The sequence below is a fragment of the Streptomyces sp. NPDC003248 genome, assembly GCF_055563235.1.
Window position 1 is genome coordinate 91338 of record NZ_JBVHDT010000006.1, and the last position, 17772, is coordinate 109109.

13 protein-coding genes are annotated in these 17772 nt (G+C 72.8%); 6 read left to right on the forward strand and 7 right to left on the reverse strand.

Features of this window, described 5'->3' with window-relative positions; translation table 11 throughout:
• Positions 1-271 precede the first annotated feature (271 nt).
• Positions 272-922, reverse strand: coding sequence for a SurA N-terminal domain-containing protein (locus ACZ3KJ_RS16520; RefSeq protein WP_467527553.1), 651 nt, complete (start codon positions 920-922; stop codon positions 272-274).
• A gap of 255 nt (positions 923-1177) precedes the next feature.
• Between ACZ3KJ_RS16520 and ACZ3KJ_RS16525 the strand changes: the two genes are divergently transcribed.
• On the forward strand, positions 1178-1555 hold the full coding sequence (locus tag ACZ3KJ_RS16525) for a hypothetical protein (protein WP_467527554.1): 378 nt from the start codon (positions 1178-1180) through the stop codon (positions 1553-1555).
• 83 nt (positions 1556-1638) lie between these two features.
• Here the strand turns inward: ACZ3KJ_RS16525 and ACZ3KJ_RS16530 are convergent, their stop codons facing one another.
• Entirely contained in the window at positions 1639-2358 is a 720-nt protein-coding gene (locus ACZ3KJ_RS16530) for an HNH endonuclease family protein (RefSeq protein ID WP_467527556.1), read from the reverse strand.
• Between the two features lie 201 nt (positions 2359-2559).
• Between ACZ3KJ_RS16530 and ACZ3KJ_RS16535 the strand changes: the two genes are divergently transcribed.
• Complete coding sequence (locus ACZ3KJ_RS16535; protein ID WP_389522190.1) at positions 2560-2751, forward strand: antitoxin; 192 nt, start codon at positions 2560-2562, stop codon at positions 2749-2751.
• A 149-nt stretch (positions 2752-2900) separates the two neighbouring features.
• Here the strand turns inward: ACZ3KJ_RS16535 and ACZ3KJ_RS16540 are convergent, their stop codons facing one another.
• On the reverse strand, positions 2901-3848 hold the full coding sequence (locus tag ACZ3KJ_RS16540; protein WP_467527558.1) for an SCO6745 family protein: 948 nt from the start codon (positions 3846-3848) through the stop codon (positions 2901-2903).
• Positions 3849-3955: 107 nt separating this feature from the next.
• On the opposite strand from ACZ3KJ_RS16540, the gene ACZ3KJ_RS16545 reads away from it, so the two are divergent.
• Positions 3956-4519, forward strand: coding sequence for a TetR/AcrR family transcriptional regulator (locus ACZ3KJ_RS16545; RefSeq protein WP_467527559.1), 564 nt, complete (start codon positions 3956-3958; stop codon positions 4517-4519).
• Between the two features lie 124 nt (positions 4520-4643).
• Here ACZ3KJ_RS16545 and mfd read toward each other — a convergent pair whose 3' ends face one another.
• The 3 genes from mfd to ACZ3KJ_RS16560 all read right to left on the reverse strand — a co-directional run bounded on the left by mfd (position 4644) and on the right by ACZ3KJ_RS16560 (position 11840).
• Positions 4644-8177, reverse strand: a complete 3534-nt coding sequence (gene mfd / locus ACZ3KJ_RS16550) for a transcription-repair coupling factor (protein ID WP_467527561.1) — start codon at positions 8175-8177, stop codon at positions 4644-4646.
• Positions 8178-8475: 298 nt separating this feature from the next.
• On the reverse strand, positions 8476-11055 hold the full coding sequence (locus ACZ3KJ_RS16555; protein ID WP_467527563.1) for an ABC transporter permease: 2580 nt from the start codon (positions 11053-11055) through the stop codon (positions 8476-8478).
• Positions 11052-11840 carry an ABC transporter ATP-binding protein gene (locus tag ACZ3KJ_RS16560; protein WP_389522199.1) on the reverse strand — a complete coding sequence of 263 codons (789 nt, stop codon included), beginning with the start codon at positions 11838-11840 and terminating at the stop codon, positions 11052-11054. Before ACZ3KJ_RS16560 ends, ACZ3KJ_RS16555 begins: the two co-directional genes overlap by 4 nt.
• A gap of 543 nt (positions 11841-12383) precedes the next feature.
• Between ACZ3KJ_RS16560 and ACZ3KJ_RS16565 the strand changes: the two genes are divergently transcribed.
• The 3 genes from ACZ3KJ_RS16565 to ACZ3KJ_RS16575 all read left to right on the forward strand — a co-directional run bounded on the left by ACZ3KJ_RS16565 (position 12384) and on the right by ACZ3KJ_RS16575 (position 16558).
• Complete coding sequence (locus tag ACZ3KJ_RS16565; protein WP_467527565.1) at positions 12384-13964, forward strand: MFS transporter; 1581 nt, start codon at positions 12384-12386, stop codon at positions 13962-13964.
• Positions 13965-14492: 528 nt separating this feature from the next.
• On the forward strand, positions 14493-14912 hold the full coding sequence (locus tag ACZ3KJ_RS16570; protein ID WP_467527567.1) for a DUF485 domain-containing protein: 420 nt from the start codon (positions 14493-14495) through the stop codon (positions 14910-14912).
• The gene (locus ACZ3KJ_RS16575; RefSeq protein ID WP_467527569.1) at positions 14909-16558 is read left to right on the forward strand and encodes a sodium/solute symporter; all 1650 of its coding nucleotides are present in this window, start codon (positions 14909-14911) and stop codon (positions 16556-16558) included. The genes ACZ3KJ_RS16570 and ACZ3KJ_RS16575 overlap by 4 nt, the downstream gene beginning before the upstream one ends.
• A gap of 166 nt (positions 16559-16724) precedes the next feature.
• Here the strand turns inward: ACZ3KJ_RS16575 and ACZ3KJ_RS16580 are convergent, their stop codons facing one another.
• Entirely contained in the window at positions 16725-17609 is an 885-nt protein-coding gene (locus ACZ3KJ_RS16580; RefSeq protein WP_467527571.1) for a cellulose-binding protein, read from the reverse strand.
• Positions 17610-17772: the final 163 nt, after the last annotated feature.

The following is a 17772-nucleotide window of genomic DNA, read 5'->3' on the forward strand; positions in this document are numbered from 1 at the left end:
GAGGGGTTGTCCACAGGGAGGTCGCGGGGCGGAGGGGGTGGGGCTGGAAAGGGGCGGGTGCGGGCCGGTGCGCGGGAGCCGGGCGGGGCGACCGATGCTCGGCGGGTGCGGGCCGGTGCGCGGGAGCCGGGCGGGGCGACCGATGCTCGGCGGTGCGGGCCGGTGCGCGCGAGCCGGGCGGGGCGACCGATGCTCGGCGGGTGCGGGCCGGTGCGCGGGAGCCGGGCGGGGCGACCGGTGCTCGGCGGGGGCGGGCCGGTCGCCCGTCGGGTCACGTCGTCTGCTGGCTCCCGGCCGCGGTGACCTCCCGCACCCACGGCGTCTTCGCGTCCACGCGGCTGACCTTGCTCGCGTCCCAGTCGCCGTAGCGCGGGTTGAGGTCGACGCCGAGGTCCTGGGACGCCTTGGACAGGGCGCTCCAGAAAGCGGGCTGGCTGGTGTCGGTGCCGAGCGCCGCGGCGAGTTTCTGGGCCTCGAGCTGGAGGCGGAGGTTGTCGTCGAGGCGCTGCGGCGGGATGCCGTACTGCTGGAGCCAGGTCATCTCCAGGCCCTGCGCGCCGCCCGCCTGCTGTTCGAGGCCGGCCCGCATCGCCTGGACCTCCTTGCGGCTGACGGTGACGCCCGCGTCCTCGGCGGCGCGGTGCAGGACCCGGTCGAGGACCATGCCGTGCAGGGTGTCGCGGGTGAGGCTGCCGGTCTGGGCGACGGCCTGCGCGTACTGCGCGTCGTCGGTGACCGCGGCCCGCTGGGCCGCGCGCACCTCGTCGACCCGGTTCTCCAGTTGGGAGACGGTGATCCGCTGGCCGCCGACCACGGCCGCCGCGCCGGGGTGCGCGTCGTTGCCGCAGGCGGTGAGGAGGGGGCCGGCCGCGACGATCGCGGCGGACAGCAGGAGCGCGGTACGACGACGGCGGCTGTGCAAGGAAGCCTCCCGAGGAGATTGTGCGACGGTGCACAAAGTCTTGCGGTGATCGATGGTAGGCAGTGGTGCGGCTGTGGCCAACCCATTCGACCAACGATTCACCGCCGCTTACGGCACCGCCGCGCCCGTCCCCGCTCCGCGCGCCCCCGCGCAAGGGTGCCGGCGGGCTGCGGCGGACGTCGGCTGCCGTGCGGTGGCGTGCCCTACGCTTGCCCTCTGGCAACTTGGGGGGCGGACATGATGATGGGGGCGACGATGGGGCCGGAGAAGAGGCTGGAGGGCGGCTGGTTCCAGCGGCTCGCCTGGGTGGTCCTGGCGTGGGGCTCGCTGGGCATCCTGGTGTGGGTGCCGTTCCTGTACGTGGCGGTCCGGCGCGGACGGGCCTCGGACTGGTTCGCCTTCGCCTCGTTCGCGCTGTACGAGTGCGTGACCCTGCCGTGGCTGGCGACGGACGACAGCGCGGACGGGGGCGAGTTCGTGGGCCTCGCCATGATCGTGACGATGCTGAACGCGGCGTGGATGCTGCTGTTCGCCGTGTTCGACAAGAAGCTGGCGGGGCCGGCGATGGCGTACGCGGCGGCACCCGCGCCCCAGGGGCATCCGTACCAGCAGGGCTACCCCTACGGGCGGTAGACGGGACCGGTCCCGTCCAGCGGGGCCGCTTCTCCAGCGAGGCGGCCACCCCGTCGTCGACGCCGGTGCCACCCGCTCGGTGTTCAGTCCGCGTGGAAGCGTTCCGGTGCCTTCGTCGGGTTGCCCCCCGTGGGGAGTTTCTGGTCGGGGCACCCGGAGAGGACCTTCTCCATCGCGGCCTTCTCCGCCGCGGTGACCCACAGTCCGTACTTCTTCTTCACGGCGACCTGCGCCGCGACGTACGTGCACCGGTACGCCTTGTTGGGCGGCAGCCACGTCGCCGTGTCGCCGTCCCCCTTGGAACGGTTGGTGCTCGCGTCGACGGCGAGGAGGTTGAGGGGGTCGTTGGCCAGGGCGATGCGTTTGCTCGCGTCCCAGGACCGGGCGCCCTTCTGCCAGGCGTCGGAGAGGGCGACGACGTGGTCGATGTCGACCTGGCTGCTGCCGCGCCGGAAGGTCACCTCCTGGCCGGAGTACGGGTCCGACTCCAGGACGCCGTAGGACACCTTGCAGGTGCCTCCGGTGAAGCGCACGTCCTCCAGGTCGCGTTTGAGTATGTCGTCGCGGGTGCCGCAGTCGTTGGAGTCCGTGTCCGCCCAGGGGCTGCCGAACTCGTCGCGGTCGTAGCCCGTCTTCGGGCCCCGTCCCTTCACCGTCAGCGACTCGGCAGCGGCGAGGGCCGATCCCCCGCGCGCGGTCGGTCCCGGCCCGGCGGTTCCGGTACCCGTGGTCGCGTCGGTGCAGCCGGCCACCGAACACACCAGCACGACGGCGATCGCCGCCCCACCCCTCAGACGCCTCACCTGCGTCCCTCCCCTTGCCCGACCGTCGGCACCCCGTACTGGGCGGCTTCCCCGGCCGGGATCGCGTACACCGTAGGCGAGGGGGCGCGCGAGGACGGACGGGAGGGCGCCCGGGAGGTACAGACCACCCCGGCTCCAGGAGGCATATGACGTGAACCGCGCATATCGTCGGTGGTGAGTCAACTCTGGAAGGAGTTCCGCATGGGCATCTTCGACAGGTTCAAGAACCAGGGGCGGAACAAGGCCAAGGACATGTCCGACGCCGCGGAGCGGCAGGCCAACGAGAAGACGGGCAACAAGTACGAGTCCCAGATCGACTCGGCGCAGCAGCAGGCGCACCGACGGCTCGGCATGGACGAGGACCGGCCCGACCGGCCCGAACAGCAGCCCTAGGGCTTGCCGGACGGTGGGCCGAGGTCGGCGGGCCGGCCCGGCGCGCCGGCCTTTTCCTCCGCTCCCGCCCTCGGCCACCCCCTCGGCGCCGTTGCCCCACCGGACCCTTGCCCTCCGGGCGGACACCGGTATCGGTCACGCCGTGCCGGTCACGCCTTGCCTATCCCCAGCGTCGACTCCGAGGGGAGCAGGCCCGACGCGAGGACCGCGACCCAGTAGTCACCGAGGAGAACGGCGAGCCGCTCGGTGTCCTCCGCGCCGATGGCCTGCCACGGCGTGAGGGCGAGCCGGTCGGTGTCCCGCTCCACACGTCGGCGCAGGTCCTGGCCCGCCTCGGTGGCCACCCCGTCGGCGTCGACCAGCCCCCGCGTCCTCAGGCGCTCCCGGGCCGCCGCCCATTCCTCCGCCGTCCAGCCACGGCCGGCGAACCGCTCCACGGACGCGGCGCCTGTCGCGGCGAACGACACCAGCGCCTCGACGGGGTCGAGTTCCGCGGTCAGCAGAGCGGCGAGATGGCCGTCGCCGCGGTGTTCGCGCAGGATCGTCGCCGCCTGCCACAACTGGAGGTGAGGCTCGGCGGGCCACTCCAGCGCGGCGTTGGCGGCGGCGAGGGGGCGTCCCGCCAGGTCGGCCGCTTCGGCGGCGCGGCGGGCCAGGGCGGCCGCCTCCACCAGTCCGGGGTCGGCGACGCGGTCGCCGAAGAGGCCGCGGTAGGTCCGGTCGATCCCGCGCAGCCGCGCCGCCAGCACCGCCTCCGGAGAGGCGGTCCGCCAGGCGTGGTCGGTGTACCGGGCGACCGTGCCCGGCTGGAAGCTGTAGAAGGCGGAGGCCACCGCCTTGCTGCCGACCGGCCCCATCGGGGCGGCGCGCAGCGGGAAGTAGCTCGCCCAGCGGTTCTCGGCGGAGTAGCCGAGCCTCTCGGCCTCCTCGAAGACTTCCGGCGCGAAGTACAGCACCGCGTGCAGCGGCTCCAGCAGGTGCCAGAGGCGGCGCACCTGATCCGCCGGCACCGCCGGCACCCCGGTCACCTCGCGGTCCGCCTCCCGCTCCCCCGCCGCCACCCGGGAATCCACCCGGCTCGTCACGCTTTCGGACATGACAACTCCCCGTCGTCCCGTTCGACTCCCGCCACAACTTGACACTGACAAGATTGCCTGGCCCCCGCGAACTTGTCAATGCCTAGATGCGGCGTACGCTGCTGTCCATGAACGACCGCCCGTACCACCACGGCGACCTGCGCCGTGCCGTCCTCACCGCCGCGCTCGACGTGATCGCCGCCGACGGCCCCTCCGGTCTGAGCCTGCGCGACCTCGCCCGGCGCGCAGGCGTCTCGCACGCGGCACCGGCCCACCACTTCAAGGACCGCACCGGACTGCTGACGGCGATCGCCGCCGAGGGGTTCGGTCTGCTGGCGGCCACCGTCAACGAGGCCACCGACCTGAAGGACGCGGGCGTGCGCTACGTCCGCTTCGCCCGCGAGCACCCCGCGCATTTCCAGGTGATGTTCGCCCCCGGCCTCCTGCGCACCGACGACCTGGAACTCACCACGGCACGCGCCCTGGCCACCGACGCCCTGCGCACGGCCGTGGCCGGGGTCCGCCCCGAGGAGCAGGGCGACGACGCCCGCCTCGCCGCTGTCGCCGCCTGGTCACTGGCCCACGGCTTCGCGACCCTGCTCCAGGGCCACAACCTCGACGGGGCGGTCGGCGGCCGGGACCCCGAGGAGGTCTTCCGGACGCTGTCGGGCCTGCTGTTCCGGCAGGGCTAGGGCGCTTCCGACCCGACTCCGACCCCGCCCAGATCCGTCAGCAGCGCCCGAGGGCCCGTCGTTCGGTCGCCGGCTCCCCCGCCGCCGCTCGGCTGCGCTGCCCGGACCAACCAGCCCCGGCTCCCTAGGACCCCAGGACCGTCGTCAGGAACTCCCCGACCCATCCGAGCAGTTCCCGCCCGACCAACGGCTTGCCGCCGACCTTCGCGGTCTTCGGGCGGGGCACGAGGACCTGGTGGGCGGCGGACTTGATGACGCTGCCGGGGTAGAGCCGCTTCAGCCGCAGCTCCTGCGACTCCCGCAGCTCCACGGGCGCGAAGCGGATGTTGGTGCCCTGGAGGACGATCTCACCGGCCCCGCACGCCCGCGCCAGCATCCGCAGGCCGGCCACCAGCAGCAGGTTCTCCACCGGCTCGGGCAGCTTGCCGTAGCGGTCGACGAGTTCCTCGCGCACGGCCTTGATGTCCTCCTCCGTGTTGGCGGAGGCGATGGCACGGTAGGCCTGGAGACGCAGACGCTCGCCGGGCGCGTAGTCGTGCGGGACGTGCGCGTCGACGGGCAGCTCGATCTTGACCTCCAGGGGCGGCTCCTCCTCGACGCCGCCGGTCTCCAGCTGCCGCCGGTAGTCGGCGACGGCCTCACCGACCATGCGGACGTACAGGTCGAAGCCGACGCCCGCGATGTGGCCGGACTGCTCGCCGCCCAGCAGGTTGCCCGCGCCGCGGATCTCCAGGTCCTTCATCGCCACGTACATGCCCGCGCCCATCTCGGTGTGCTGGGCGATGGTGGCCAGCCGCTCGTGGGCGGTCTCCGTCAGGGGCTTCTCCGGCGGGTAGAGGAAGTAGGCGTAGCCGCGCTCCCGGCCCCGGCCGACCCGGCCGCGCAGCTGGTGCAGCTGGGACAGGCCGAAGGTGTCGCCGCGCTCGACGATCAGCGTGTTGGCGTTGGAGATGTCGATGCCGGACTCGACGATCGTCGTCGAGACGAGCACGTCGAACCGCTTCTCCCAGAAGTCGACGACGACCTTCTCCAGCGCCGCCTCCGACATCTGGCCGTGCGCGGTGGCGATGCGCGCCTCGGGGACGAACTCGCGCAGACGGGCGGCCGCGCGGTCGATGGACTCGACCCGGTTGTGGATGTAGAAGACCTGGCCCTCACGGAGCAGTTCGCGGCGGATGGCGGCGCCGATCTGCTTCTCCTCGTACGGGCCGACGAAGGTGAGCACCGGGTGGCGCTCCTCCGGGGGCGTGGTGATCGTCGACATCTCGCGGATGCCCGTCACCGCCATCTCCAGGGTGCGCGGGATGGGCGTGGCGGACATCGTCAGGACGTCGACGTTGGCCCGCAGCTTCTTCAGCTGCTCCTTGTGCTCGACGCCGAAGCGCTGCTCCTCGTCGACGATGACCAGGCCCAGGTCCTTGAACTTGGTCTCCGAGGAGAACAGGCGGTGGGTGCCGATGACGATGTCCACGGAGCCCTCGCGCAGCCCCTCCAGGACCGCCTTCGCCTCCGTGTCGGTCTGGAAGCGGGAGAGGGCCCGCACGTTCACCGGGAACTGCGCGTACCGCTCGCTGAACGTGCCGAAGTGCTGCTGCACCAGCAGCGTGGTGGGCACCAGCACCGCCACCTGCTTGCCGTCCTGGACGGCCTTGAAGGCGGCGCGGACCGCGATCTCCGTCTTGCCGTAGCCGACGTCGCCGCAGATCAGCCGGTCCATCGGGACCGACTTCTCCATGTCGTCCTTGACCTCGGCGATGGTGGTGAGCTGGTCGGGCGTCTCCGCGTAGGGGAAGGCGTCCTCCAGTTCGCGCTGCCAGGGCGTGTCCGTGCCGAAGGCGTGTCCGGGGGCCGCCATCCGCGCGCTGTACAGCTTGATGAGGTCGGCCGCGATCTCCTTGACGGCCTTCTTCGCGCGCGCCTTGGTCTTCGTCCAGTCGGCGCCGCCCAGGCGGTGCAGGGTGGGTGCCTCGCCGCCGACGTACTTGGTGATCTGTTCCAGCTGGTCGGTGGGGATGTAGAGGCGGTCACCGGGCTGGCCGCGCTTGGCGGGCGCGTACTCCACGACCAGGTACTCGCGGGTGGCGCCCTGCACGGTGCGCTGCACCATCTCGATGTAACGGCCCACGCCGTGCTGCTCGTGGACGATGTGGTCGCCCGCCTCCAGGGTGAGCGGGTCGATGGTCTTCCTGCGGCGCGCGGGCATGCGCGCGCCGTCCTTGCCGGCCGCCTTCTGGCCCGACAGGTCGGTCTCGGTCAGGACGGCGAGCCGGAGCGCCGGGTCGACGAAGCCGTAGTCGATGCAGCCGCAGGAGACGTGGACGAGGGACGGGGACAGCTCGGTGAGGTCGATGTCCAGGCGGGCCGCGACGCCCTCGCCGCCGAGCACCTCGACGGTACGGGCCGCCGGGCCGTGGCCCTCGGTGACGAAGACGACGCGCCAGCCGTCGGCCAGCCAGCCCTTGGTGTCGGCGAGCGCCTTCGCCGTGTCGCCGCGGTAGGTCTCCGGGGCGTGCATGCCGAGCTGGAGGGTGTCCGCGTCCAGTTCGAGGTCGGCGGCGAACGGGGACACCGACCACCACATCATGTCCAGCTCGCGCGCGCGGTCGCGCACGTCCGCGATGGACCACAGGGAGGCCGCGCCGACGTCGATGGGCGCCTCGCCGCCGCCCGCGGTGGCGGCCCAGGACGCCTGGAGGAACTCCTGCGAGGTGGCGACGAGATCGGCGGCACGCGTGCGGACCCGCTCCGGGTCGCACACGACGGCCATGGCGCCCTTCGGCAGCACGTCGAGCAGCAGCTCCATGTCGTCGACCAGGACCGGGGCCAGGGACTCCATGCCCTCGACCGCGATGCCCTCGGCGATCCTGCCGAGCAGCTCGCCCAGTTCGGGGTGCTGCTCGGCGAGGGCACGCGCGCGCGTGCGGACGTCGTCGGTGAGGAGCAGTTCCCGGCAGGGCGGGGCCCACAGGCCGTGTGGGGCGACTTCGAGCGACCGCTGGTCGGCGACCTTGAAGTAGCGGATCTCCTCGACGTCGTCGCCCCAGAACTCGATGCGCAGGGGGTGTTCCTCGGTGGGCGGGAACACGTCCAGGATGCCGCCGCGCACGGCGAACTCGCCGCGCTTCTCGACCAGCTCCACGCGCGCGTACGCGGCGGCGGCGAGGGCTTCGACGACCTCGTTCAGGTCGGCGGTCCCGCCGCTCCTGAGCGCGACGGGCTCCAGGTCGCCGAGGCCCTTGACCTGGGGCTGGAGCACCGAGCGGACGGGGGCCACGACGACGGAGACCGGGCCGGTCTCGGGGTCGTCGGCGCTGGGGTGGGACAGCCGGCGCAGAACGGCGAGGCGGCGGCCGACGGTGTCGCTGCGGGGGCTGAGGCGCTCGTGCGGGAGGGTCTCCCAGGAGGGGTACTCCACGACGCCGTCCGGGGGCAGCAGTGAGCGCAGCGCCGCGGCCAGGTCCTCGGCCTCGCGGCCGGTCGCCGTCACCGCCAGGACGGGGCGGCCGGTCTCGCGGGCCAGGGCGGCGATCGCGAAGGGGCGGGCCGCCGGGGGGCCGACCAGGTCGACGTGCATGCGGTTGCCGTCGGCGGCGGCCGGGATCGCTTCCGCGAGGGCGGTGTCCTTGACTACGGCGTCGAGCAGACCGTGCAGGCTCATGGAGGGCTTTCCGTCCGAGGGACCGGGCGCCGGGTGCGCCGGTCCGGGGTGGGCAACGCGAAGGGCCCGACGCGTGTCACGGGCCGGGGGTGTCCAGAGTACGACGGGGCGGGGCGGTGTGCTGGGGGCTGTGGATGACACGGGGGCTGTGGACGACTCGGGACGGGGGGCGGGGGCGGAGCGACGCCCCGGAGAGGCTGGGGCGACACGCACGGGAGAGGCTGCGGCGACGCGTGGAGCCGGCGCCGAGGAGCCCCCGTGGCTCTTCGGCGCCGGCTGCCCCCGTCGGGGCGGGGGTCTAGTCCGTCGCGATCGCGTTCAGGACGTTCATGCGGCCTGCCCGGAAGGCGGGGATCAGGGCCGCGAAGAGGCCCACGAAGGCCGAGGCGACGAACACGCCGGTGATCGTCGGCCAGGGGATGTCGAGGACGGTCAGGCCCTCCAGGGCGAGGAGCTGCTGGGCGGTGGCGCCCCAGCCCATGCCCAGGCCGAGGCCGAGGAGGGCACCGAAGAGGGCGATGACGACCGACTCCATGCGGATCATCCTGCGCAGCTGCCGCCTCGACAGGCCGATCGCCCGCATCAGGCCGATCTCCCGGGTGCGTTCCACCACCGACAGGGCCAGGGTGTTCACCACTCCGAGGACGGCCACGATGATCGCCAGGGCCAGCAGGCCGTAGATCAGGTTCAGCATCTGGCCGATCTGGTCCTTCAGCGCCTCCTTGTAGTCGGTCTGGTCGCGGACGGTGTACTGCGGGTAGTCGTGCAGCGCGGACTTCAGGGACGCGTACGCCGCGTCCTGGCGCCCTTCCTCCGCCGTGGCGAAGACCAGCGCGTCGAGCGGCATCCGGTCGGCGGGCACGTACTCGGCGACCGTCGCCACGGAGGCGTACATGGCGCCCTTGTCGATGACGACCTCGTCGCTGGTGATCGCGCGGACCGTCAGCGTCGCCGTCGTCCCGTCCTCGAAGTCGACCTTCACGGGGGAGCCGACCGTCAGGCCGTGTTCCTTCGCGAAGCCCTCGAAGACGGACATCGAGTCGGGCCGGTAGGCGTCGGCGAGGTCGCCGGCCACCGTCTCGGTGCGGACGTCCTGTGCGTAGGACGGGTCCGCGGCGTTGATCGTCTCGCCCTTGGACGTCCTGCCGTCGGGGGTGGTCAGGTCGGCGTCGAGGAGCTTGTACTCGGTGACCCGCTCCAGGCCCGGCGTGGACTTCACGGCCTGGACCGCCTGCGGGGTGATCAGCTGGCCGCTGTCGCTCTGCACGATGAAGTCGGTGCCGACGGACTTGTCGAGCTGGTCGGTGGCCGAGGCGACCATGGAGGAGCCGACCACCGACAGGCAGGCGACCAGTGCGAGACCGATCATCAGGGCGGCGCCGGTGGCGCCGGTGCGGCGCGGGTTGCGCAGGGCGTTGCGTTCCGCCATCCGGCCGACGGGGCCGAAGGCGCGCAGCAGGACGGCCCCCAGGACGCGGACCACGCCACCGGCGAGCAGCGGGCCGATCACCACGAAGCCGATCAGGGTCAGCACCACGCCCAGCCCCAGCCAGAGGGAGCCCTCGCCCGCCTCGTCGGCGGCGGTGGCCAGGTACAGGCCGTAGACGCCGGCGCCGGTGAGCAGCACGCCGAGGACGGCCCGTACGACGCCGGCCTTCGCGTCGGCCGGGGCGCCCGCGTCGCGCAGGGCGGCCATCGGGGAGACCTTGCCGGCGCGGCGGGCGGGCAGGTAGGCGGCGAGGACGGTGACGACCACACCGAGGACCATGCCGATCACCGGGGTCGTCCAGGCCACCGTCAGATCGTCGGTGGACAGGTTCATGCCGGTCATGCCCATGAGCTTCATCAGGCCGACGGCGATGCCGACGCCCGCGCCGACGCCGAGGACCGAGCCGACGACTCCGAGCAGCAGCGCCTCGGCGAGCACCGAGCGGTTGACCTGCCGGCGGCTGGAGCCGATGGCCCGCATCAGGCCTATCTCGCGGGTGCGCTGCGCGACCAGCATCGAGAAGGTGTTGATGATCAGGAAGATGCCGACGAGGAAGGCGATCCCGGCGAAGCCGAGCATCGCGTACTTCATCACGTTCAGGAAGTCGCCGACGTTCTGCTGGTTGGCGTCGGCGGTCTCCTTGGCGGTCTGCACCTTGTAGGCGCCGCCGAGGGCGGCCGTGACGTTCTTCTTCAGCTGCGCGTCGCTCACCCCGGCCGCGGCCGTGACGTTGATGTTCGTGTAGACGTCCGACGCGCCGACCAGGGTCTTCTGCGCGGTCTCGGTGTCCAGGTAGAACATCGCCGCGCCGGGGTTGGTGACCTGGAAGGCGGCGATGCCGCAGATGTGCGCGGTGTGCGTGCCGATCGCGCTGATCACGGCGATCTCGTCGCCGAGTTTCAGGCCGTGCTTGTCGGCGGTGTCCGCGTCGACCATGATCTGGTCGGCCGTGGTGGGCGCCGCGCCGTCGGTGATCTCCATGGTGCGGGCGTCGTTGCCGTTCCAGCTGCCGACGATGGTGGGGCCGCCGCTGGTGGGCGACAGGCTGTCCTTGTCGGCGTCGACGACGGTCACGGAGGTCGAGAAGACGGTTCCCTCCGCGGACTTCACACCCTCGGCCGTACGGACCTCGCCCAGCGCGCCGGCCGGTATGACCGGCGGCCTGCCGTTGCCCGAGGTGGTCTCGCCGGTGTCCGAGGCGTTCTTCGCGCTGACCGTGACGTCGGAGGAGGTGGCCGCGAACAGCTTGTCGAAGGTGGTGTTCATCGTGTCGGTGAAGACCAGCGTCCCGCAGACGAACGCCACCGACAGCAGGACCGCCACGGCCGACAGGGCCATGCGTCCCTTGTGCGCGAGGAAGTTGCGCATCGACGTCTTCAGGACGGTCATGACGTACGCCCCCGCGCGTCGAAGTCCTTCATGCGGTCCAGGACCTGGTCGGCGGTCGGCTGGTGCATCTCGTCGACGATCCGGCCGTCGGCCAGGTACAGCACGCGGTCGGCGTACGAGGCCGCCACCGGGTCGTGGGTGACCATGACGATGGTCTGGCCCAGCTCGTCGACGGAGCGGCGCAGGAAGCCCAGGACCTCGGCGCCCGCGCGCGAGTCGAGGTTCCCGGTGGGCTCGTCGCCGAAGATGATCTCGGGGCGGGCGGCGAGGGCGCGCGCCACGGCCACGCGCTGCTGCTGGCCGCCGGAGAGCTGGGTGGGGCGGTGCTTGAGCCGGCCGGCGAGCCCGACGGTCTCCACGACCCGGTCCAGCCAGGCCCGGTCGGGCTTGCGCCCGGCGATGTCCATCGGGAGGGTGATGTTCTCTATCGCGTTCAGCGTCGGCAGCAGGTTGAACGCCTGGAAGATGAAGCCGATCCGATCCCGGCGCAGCCGGGTGAGCTTCTTGTCCTTCAGGCCGGTGATCTCGGTCTCGTCCAGGTAGATCTGACCTGCCGTCACGGTGTCGAGTCCGGCGAGGCAGTGCATCAGCGTGGACTTGCCGGACCCCGAGGGGCCCATGATCGCGGTGAAGCGGCCGCGGGCGATGTCCACGTCGACGTGGTCCAGTGCGACGACCCGGGTCTCCCCGGAGCCGTACGCCTTGACGACCTGCCGCGCCCGCGCGGCAACGGCCGTACGCTCTCCAGTACCCCCGTGCCTGGGAATGGTCACAGCCGATGTCACGGTATGTCTCCTATGTCGGTCACGTATCGGGATGCACCGGCGCCTTGGCCGTGCGGTCCTGCCGGTGCGGTCCCGGTGGCGGGTCCTGCCGGCGCGGTCCCGATGGCGGGGCCTGCCGGTGCGGTTCTGCTGATGCGGTCCTGCTGGGTACGTCACTGAGTCTGTCGGTGCGGACGGTCCGGCGCGCTGGTGCTCGGGCCCGTCTTCCCGGGGGGTTAACCCCACCCCGACAGCCGAGGACGGCCGCCCCCCGCGGCATGAGACCAGGTTAGGGACGGGCCGTGCCCCTTCTCGTCCTCCGGCGGAACGACCGCTCCCCGAGCCCTTGTACGGAGGTACCCCTAGGGGGAGTCCACCGCCGGGCGGACTCCCCCTCCGGGTCGGCTCCCCCTTCGGACCCACCCGAGGTTCCGCCCTCCCGCCGCGTCAGGGTCAAGTGGGAAGCTGTGGCGGACGGATGGCTGCAAGGGACACGGACGTCCCGCCGAGGGCCCGCACGCCACGGCCGGGTCCGGACGGGACGCACAGGGGAGGGCATTTCCGGTGGGCGACACGAGACCCGCGACACGGCACACGGCCCAGCGCACGGCCACCGGACGACGAGGGGCGGTCGTCGCCGCGCTCATGCTCTCCATGGCGCTCGCCGCCCTCGACTCGACCGTCGTCTCCACGGCGGTCCCGCAGATCGTCGGCGACCTCGGCGGGTTCTCCGTCTTCTCCTGGCTGTTCTCCGGCTATCTGCTCGCCGTCACGGTCACGCTGCCCGTCTACGGCAAGCTCTCCGACACCTTCGGCCGCAAGCCGGTCCTGGTGGCCGGCACCGCCCTGTTCCTGCTGGGCTCACTGCTGTGCGCGCTCGCCTGGAACATGGGCGCGCTGATCGCGTTCCGTGTCGTGCAGGGCCTGGGCGGCGGAGCGCTCCAGGGCACCGTGCAGACACTCGCCGCCGACCTGTACCCGCTGGAGGAACGCCCGAAGATCCAGTCCAAGCTGTCGACGGTGTGGGCGGTGTCCGCGGTCGCCGGGCCGGGTGTGGGCGGCCTGCTGGCGGCGTACGCCGACTGGCGGTGGATCTTCCTGGTCAACCTGCCGGTCGGCGCGGTGGCGTTGTGGCTGATCGTGCGTCACCTCCACGAGCCCCGACGGGAGTCCCCCGCACGCGCGCGTGCCGACGCCGGTCCGGAAGGGGCGCCTCGCGCGCGTACCGACGCCGGTCCGGAAGGGACGCCTCACGCGCGTGCCGACGTCGACTGGGCGGGCGCGCTGACGGTGTTCGCGTGCGGGGGTGTGCTGCTGACCGCGCTGGTGCAGGGCGGGGTGGCGTGGCCGTGGCTGTCGGCGCCGTCGCTCGCCCTGTTCGCCGCGGGCCTCGCCCTGGCCGGGCTCGTCGTGGTCGTCGAACGCCGTGCCGCGCAGCCGATCATCCCGGGCTGGGTCTGGCGCCGCCGTACGATCGCGGCGGTCAACCTCGCCCTGGGCGCGCTGGGTCTGCTGATGGTGGCGCCCACGGTGTTCCTGCCGACGTACGCCCAGTCGGTGCTGGAGCTGGATCCGGTCTCCGCCGGGTTCGTGCTGTCGGTGTGGACGCTGAGCTGGCCGGTGTCGGCCGCGCTGAGCCAGCACGTGTACCGGCGCATCGGCTTCCGCGACACCGCCCTGCTCGGCATCGGCGCGGCCGCGCTGGTGCTGCTGGCGTTCCCCTTCCTGCCGTATCCGGGCGAGGCCTGGCAGCCGACGGTGCTGATGCTGCTGCTGGGCGCCGCACTGGGCCTGTTCCAGCTGCCGTTGATCGTCGGCGTGCAGTCGACGGTCGGCTGGTCGGAGCGGGGCACCACGACGGCGTCGGTGCTGTTCTGCCGCCAGACGGGCCAGACGGTCGGCGCGGCCGTGTTCGGCGCCGTCGCCAACGGTGTCCTGGCGGCCCGTCTGGGCGGCGCGGGCGACCTGGACTCCATCACGGGCGCCCTGGCCTCCGGACCGGCGCAGGAAACCACCCGGCGCGCCGTCGCGGACGCCGTGCACGCCGTCTACCTGGGCGCCTCCTGCGCCGCCGCGCTCGCCTTCGCCGTCCTGCTGCTGGTGGCACCGCGCCGCTTCCCGGTACTCACCGGTCAGGGCGACTGAGAGCGCACGGGTAGGCGGACGCACGGGCCGGGGAGCAGCGGCGCGGACGGGGCCGCCGGGAGCGCAGGGTCCGCCAGGACCACAGGGGCCGCCCGAGCTGCCAGGACCGCCCGGACCACCCGTACCGCAGGGACCGCTCGAACCGCCCGACCGCAGGGGCCGCCGGGATCGCAGGGGCCGCTGGGGCCGCCGGGGCCGCCGGGGCCGCTCGAACCGCCCGACCGCCGGGGCCGCCGACCGGCCGGTCTCCCGTCCCCGCGCCGGCACACGTGGCTGACCGGTCGGCCCCGCCTCCCGTCGGCGGCCGGGTGACCGACCGGGCCGATCCCGCCCCGAGCCACCTCAGGAGTTAACGCGGGTAACACCCCAGGTCAGTACCGGCTGGGCACAGCAAGCGCATACCGACCGCTCAGTTTGCCGAAACCCTCGCACAACCGCCTACTCCCGGGTAACGTGCGTGCCCCTCGCCTCCGCCCCCACCTCCCTGCGGTCCGCCGCCCGGACCCGAGCCGCGCAAGGAGACACGGGATGACCCACGACGCGTCCCCGCCGCCTCACCTGACGTATCCCTGGCAGCCACCACCGCCCGCCCCCGAACCCGCCCGCCGGCCGCCCGCCCGTCACACACCGCTCGGCCACCACAGCGACCTGCGGAAACTGCGTACCGCCTACCGCCGGCAGCGGCGCATCGCCACCCTCACCGCGCTCGGCTACTTCGTCCCCTTCCTCTTCCTGTCCGCCTTCGCGCCCTCCCTGACGACCACCAGGGTCGCGGGCCTCCCCGCCGGTCTGCTGCTCGCCCTCCTCCAGCTCCCCGTCACCTGGCTGGCGATCGCCGTGTACGAGCACACCGCCCGCCGCCGCGTCGACCCGCTCGCCGACCGCATCCGCAAGCAGTCCGAGCTCGACGCCAAGCGCGCGGCCCGGCACGAAAGGGCGACACGATGACCCGGGGCGACGGGGTCCGGTCCGCCGCCGGCACCTTCGCCGAACTCGACGGCGACACGCAGACCATGTCCCTCGTGGCGTTCACCGCGGTCGTCACCGTCACGCTGCTGCTGTGCGTGCTGACGGGCCCCGACCGGGACGACCTCGACGAGTTCTACACCGGCTACCGCTCCCTGTCCCCCCTGCGCAACGGCCTGGCCGTCGCCGGCGACTACATCTCCGCCGCCACCGTCCTCGGCACCGGCGGCGTGATCGCCCTGTACGGCTACGACGGCGTCGTCCTCGCCCTGAGCACGGCCCTGTCGCTGATGCTGCTGATGTTCCTGCTCGCCGAACCACTGCGCAACGCGGGCCGCTTCACCATGGGGGACGCCTTCGCCCGACGCCTGCCGGGCCGCGCGGTGCGCATCACGGCGTGCGCGGTGACGATCGTCGCGCTCCTGCCGATGATGGTGGTGCAGCTCGCGGGCACCGGCCAGCTCCTCGCGTACCTCCTCGGCTTCTCCGGCGACTCGCTGAAGACGGCCTGCATGACCGTCATGGGCGTCCTGATGATCAGCTACGCGGCGATCGGCGGCATGAAGGGCACCGCCCTCATCCAGATCCTGAAGATCGTCATGCTGCTCGGCTCCGGCGCCGTCGTCGCCGTGCTGGTCCTGCACCGCTTCGACTGGAACCCCGGCGCCCTCGTCGACGCGGCCGCAGCGAGCAGCGGGATCGGCGACGCGTTCCTCCGCTCGGGCCTTCAGTTCTCCTCCGGCCCGCAGCCCGGCCTCGACATGATCAGCTCCCAGCTCGCGGTGGTGCTCGGCGGCGCGTGCCTGCCGCACATCACCATGCGCATGTACACCGCCTCCTCCGCGCGCCAGGTGCGCCGCTCGATGTCCTGGGCGGTGTCCGGCGTGGCCCTGTTCGTGCTCGTCATCACGGTCGTCGGGTTCGGGGCGACGGCGCTGGTGGGCCGCGCGGCGATCGCCGAGGCGGACGCGCAGGGCAACACCGCCTATCTGCTGGGCTCCCGGGCCGCCTTCGGAGAGGCGCCGTCCACGGCGGAGACACTGCTGTTCACCACCGTGACCACGGCGATCTTCCTCACCGTCCTGGCCTCGGTCGCCGGCATGATCCTCGCCTGCGCCAACTCCCTGGCCCACGACGTCCTCGCGGCACGCGCGCGGGAGACGTCCCCGCGCCGCGAGATGCTGCTGGCCCGCCTCTCCGCCCTGGCCGTCGGCGTCCCGACGATCCTGCTGGCCGCCCAGGTCCAGCACCGCAGCCTCCAGCCGCTGGTCACCCTGTCGTTCTGCCTCGGCGCCTCGGCCCTGGCCCCCGCCCTGGTCTACAGCCTCTTCTGGCGTCGCTACACCCGGACGGGCCTGCTGAGCACCCTCATCGGGGGCACCCTGTCGGTCCTGCTGATCATGCCCGGCACCAACCTGGTCTCCGGCTCCCCGGCCGCCGCCTTCCCGGACGCCGACTTCAACTGGTTCCCGTTCACCACCACCGGCCTCGTCACCATCCCCCTCGGCTTCGCCCTCGGCTGGCTGGGCACGGTCGCCTCGGGCCGCCGCAAGGCGGAGGAGCAGCGGCGCCGGTACGAGGCGGTGGAGGGGTGGATCCTGGCGGGGGCGGTGCGGAGGGAGGGCTGAGGAGAGAGCGAGCCGGGAACCGGGAACGAGGAGCCGGACCGGAGCCGGACCGGAGCCGGGAGCCAAGAGCCGGGAACCGGCGGACCGGAGCCAGGAGCCGGGAACCGGCGGACCGGAACCGGGAACCCGGAGCCGGGACCCGGCGGACCGGGAGGAAACGGCCCGGCTACTCGACCACGCGCCCCGTGAGCGCGCTCAGGTTGTTGCGCACGGAGTCCATGTGCGCCTGCACGTGGTCCCACCGCTCGCCGTGCTCCCGCAGCACCCGTTCCGTCTCGCGCGCGATGCGGTCCTTGCGCACACGCGCCTCGGCGAGGATCTCGGCGGCACGCGCGCGTGCCTCCTCCTGGCGCCGCCGGGACGCCTCCTCCGCCTCGGCGAACTCCCGCTCCGCCTCGGCCAGGGCCTCCTCGGCACGGGCCATCGACCGGGCGTGCTGCGCGTCGAAGGCGGCGGCCCGCTCGGCCTCCTCGCGCTCCAGCGCCTCCAGCCGCTCGGCGTGCGCCAGCTTCGGCTCGACGAGCAGACCGGCGGTGCGCTGCCGCACATCGCGCAGCCCCGTGAGCGCCTCGCCGCGGAACTCCTTCACCTTCTTCCGGGCGGCGACCCGGATGCCGTGCGCCTCGGCGCGCGCGGCGATCAGCCGCAGACGGGCCTGCTCCTTGGCCGCCGTGCGCAGCTCCTCCGCCTCCTCCCGCGCCGACCTGCGCACGGCAGCGGCGCGCGCCTCGGCCTGCGCGACCTGCTCGGAGGCTTCACGCCGGGCCTGTTCCCGCACGCCCGACGCCTCCTCCTGCACGAGCTGGAAGAGGCGCCGGGCGCGCTCCCCGAGGCTGTCGTACGTCTGCGGCGCGAGCTGCGGCACGGTCTCGCGCAGCCGCTCGGCCTCCACCGTCATCTCCTTGACGAGGACGGTGAGCCGGGCGACCCGCTCCCAGGCGGCATCGCGTTCGGCGGAGAGCGCGGCGGTGTACGTGTCGACCTCTTTGGGCCGGTAGCCGCGCCCGAGAACAGTCACGAACCCGGGCGTTGACACTTTGGCGCTGCTCATCCTGTAGCCCCTCTCCACCAAAAAGACGCGAAATGATGATTTCCCGCATATCTTGATGGATCGGACTTAAGTGTTCATAACGCGACACTCCGGGCGCGTGGTACGGGCGGCGCCGGACACGAAAGGGCCGGGCCCGGTCGTACGACCGGGCCCGGCCCTCCTC

Excerpts from the sequence above, each read along its gene's own strand:
- ACZ3KJ_RS16525 (WP_467527554.1), top strand. The coding sequence starts at position 1,178 with ATGGGGCCGGAGAAGAGGCTGGAGGGCGGCTGGTTCCAGCGGCTCGCC.
- ACZ3KJ_RS16535 (WP_389522190.1), top strand. The coding sequence starts at position 2,560 with ATGGGCATCTTCGACAGGTTCAAGAACCAGGGGCGGAACAAGGCCAAG.
- ACZ3KJ_RS16540 (WP_467527558.1), bottom strand. The coding sequence starts at position 3,848 with ATGTCCGAAAGCGTGACGAGCCGGGTGGATTCCCGGGTGGCGGCGGGG.
- ACZ3KJ_RS16545 (WP_467527559.1), top strand. The coding sequence starts at position 3,956 with ATGAACGACCGCCCGTACCACCACGGCGACCTGCGCCGTGCCGTCCTC.
- mfd (WP_467527561.1), bottom strand. The coding sequence starts at position 8,177 with ATGAGCCTGCACGGTCTGCTCGACGCCGTAGTCAAGGACACCGCCCTC.
- ACZ3KJ_RS16555 (WP_467527563.1), bottom strand. The coding sequence starts at position 11,055 with ATGACCGTCCTGAAGACGTCGATGCGCAACTTCCTCGCGCACAAGGGA.
- ACZ3KJ_RS16570 (WP_467527567.1), top strand. The coding sequence starts at position 14,493 with ATGACCCACGACGCGTCCCCGCCGCCTCACCTGACGTATCCCTGGCAG.
- ACZ3KJ_RS16575 (WP_467527569.1), top strand. The coding sequence starts at position 14,909 with ATGACCCGGGGCGACGGGGTCCGGTCCGCCGCCGGCACCTTCGCCGAA.
- ACZ3KJ_RS16580 (WP_467527571.1), bottom strand. The coding sequence starts at position 17,609 with ATGAGCAGCGCCAAAGTGTCAACGCCCGGGTTCGTGACTGTTCTCGGG.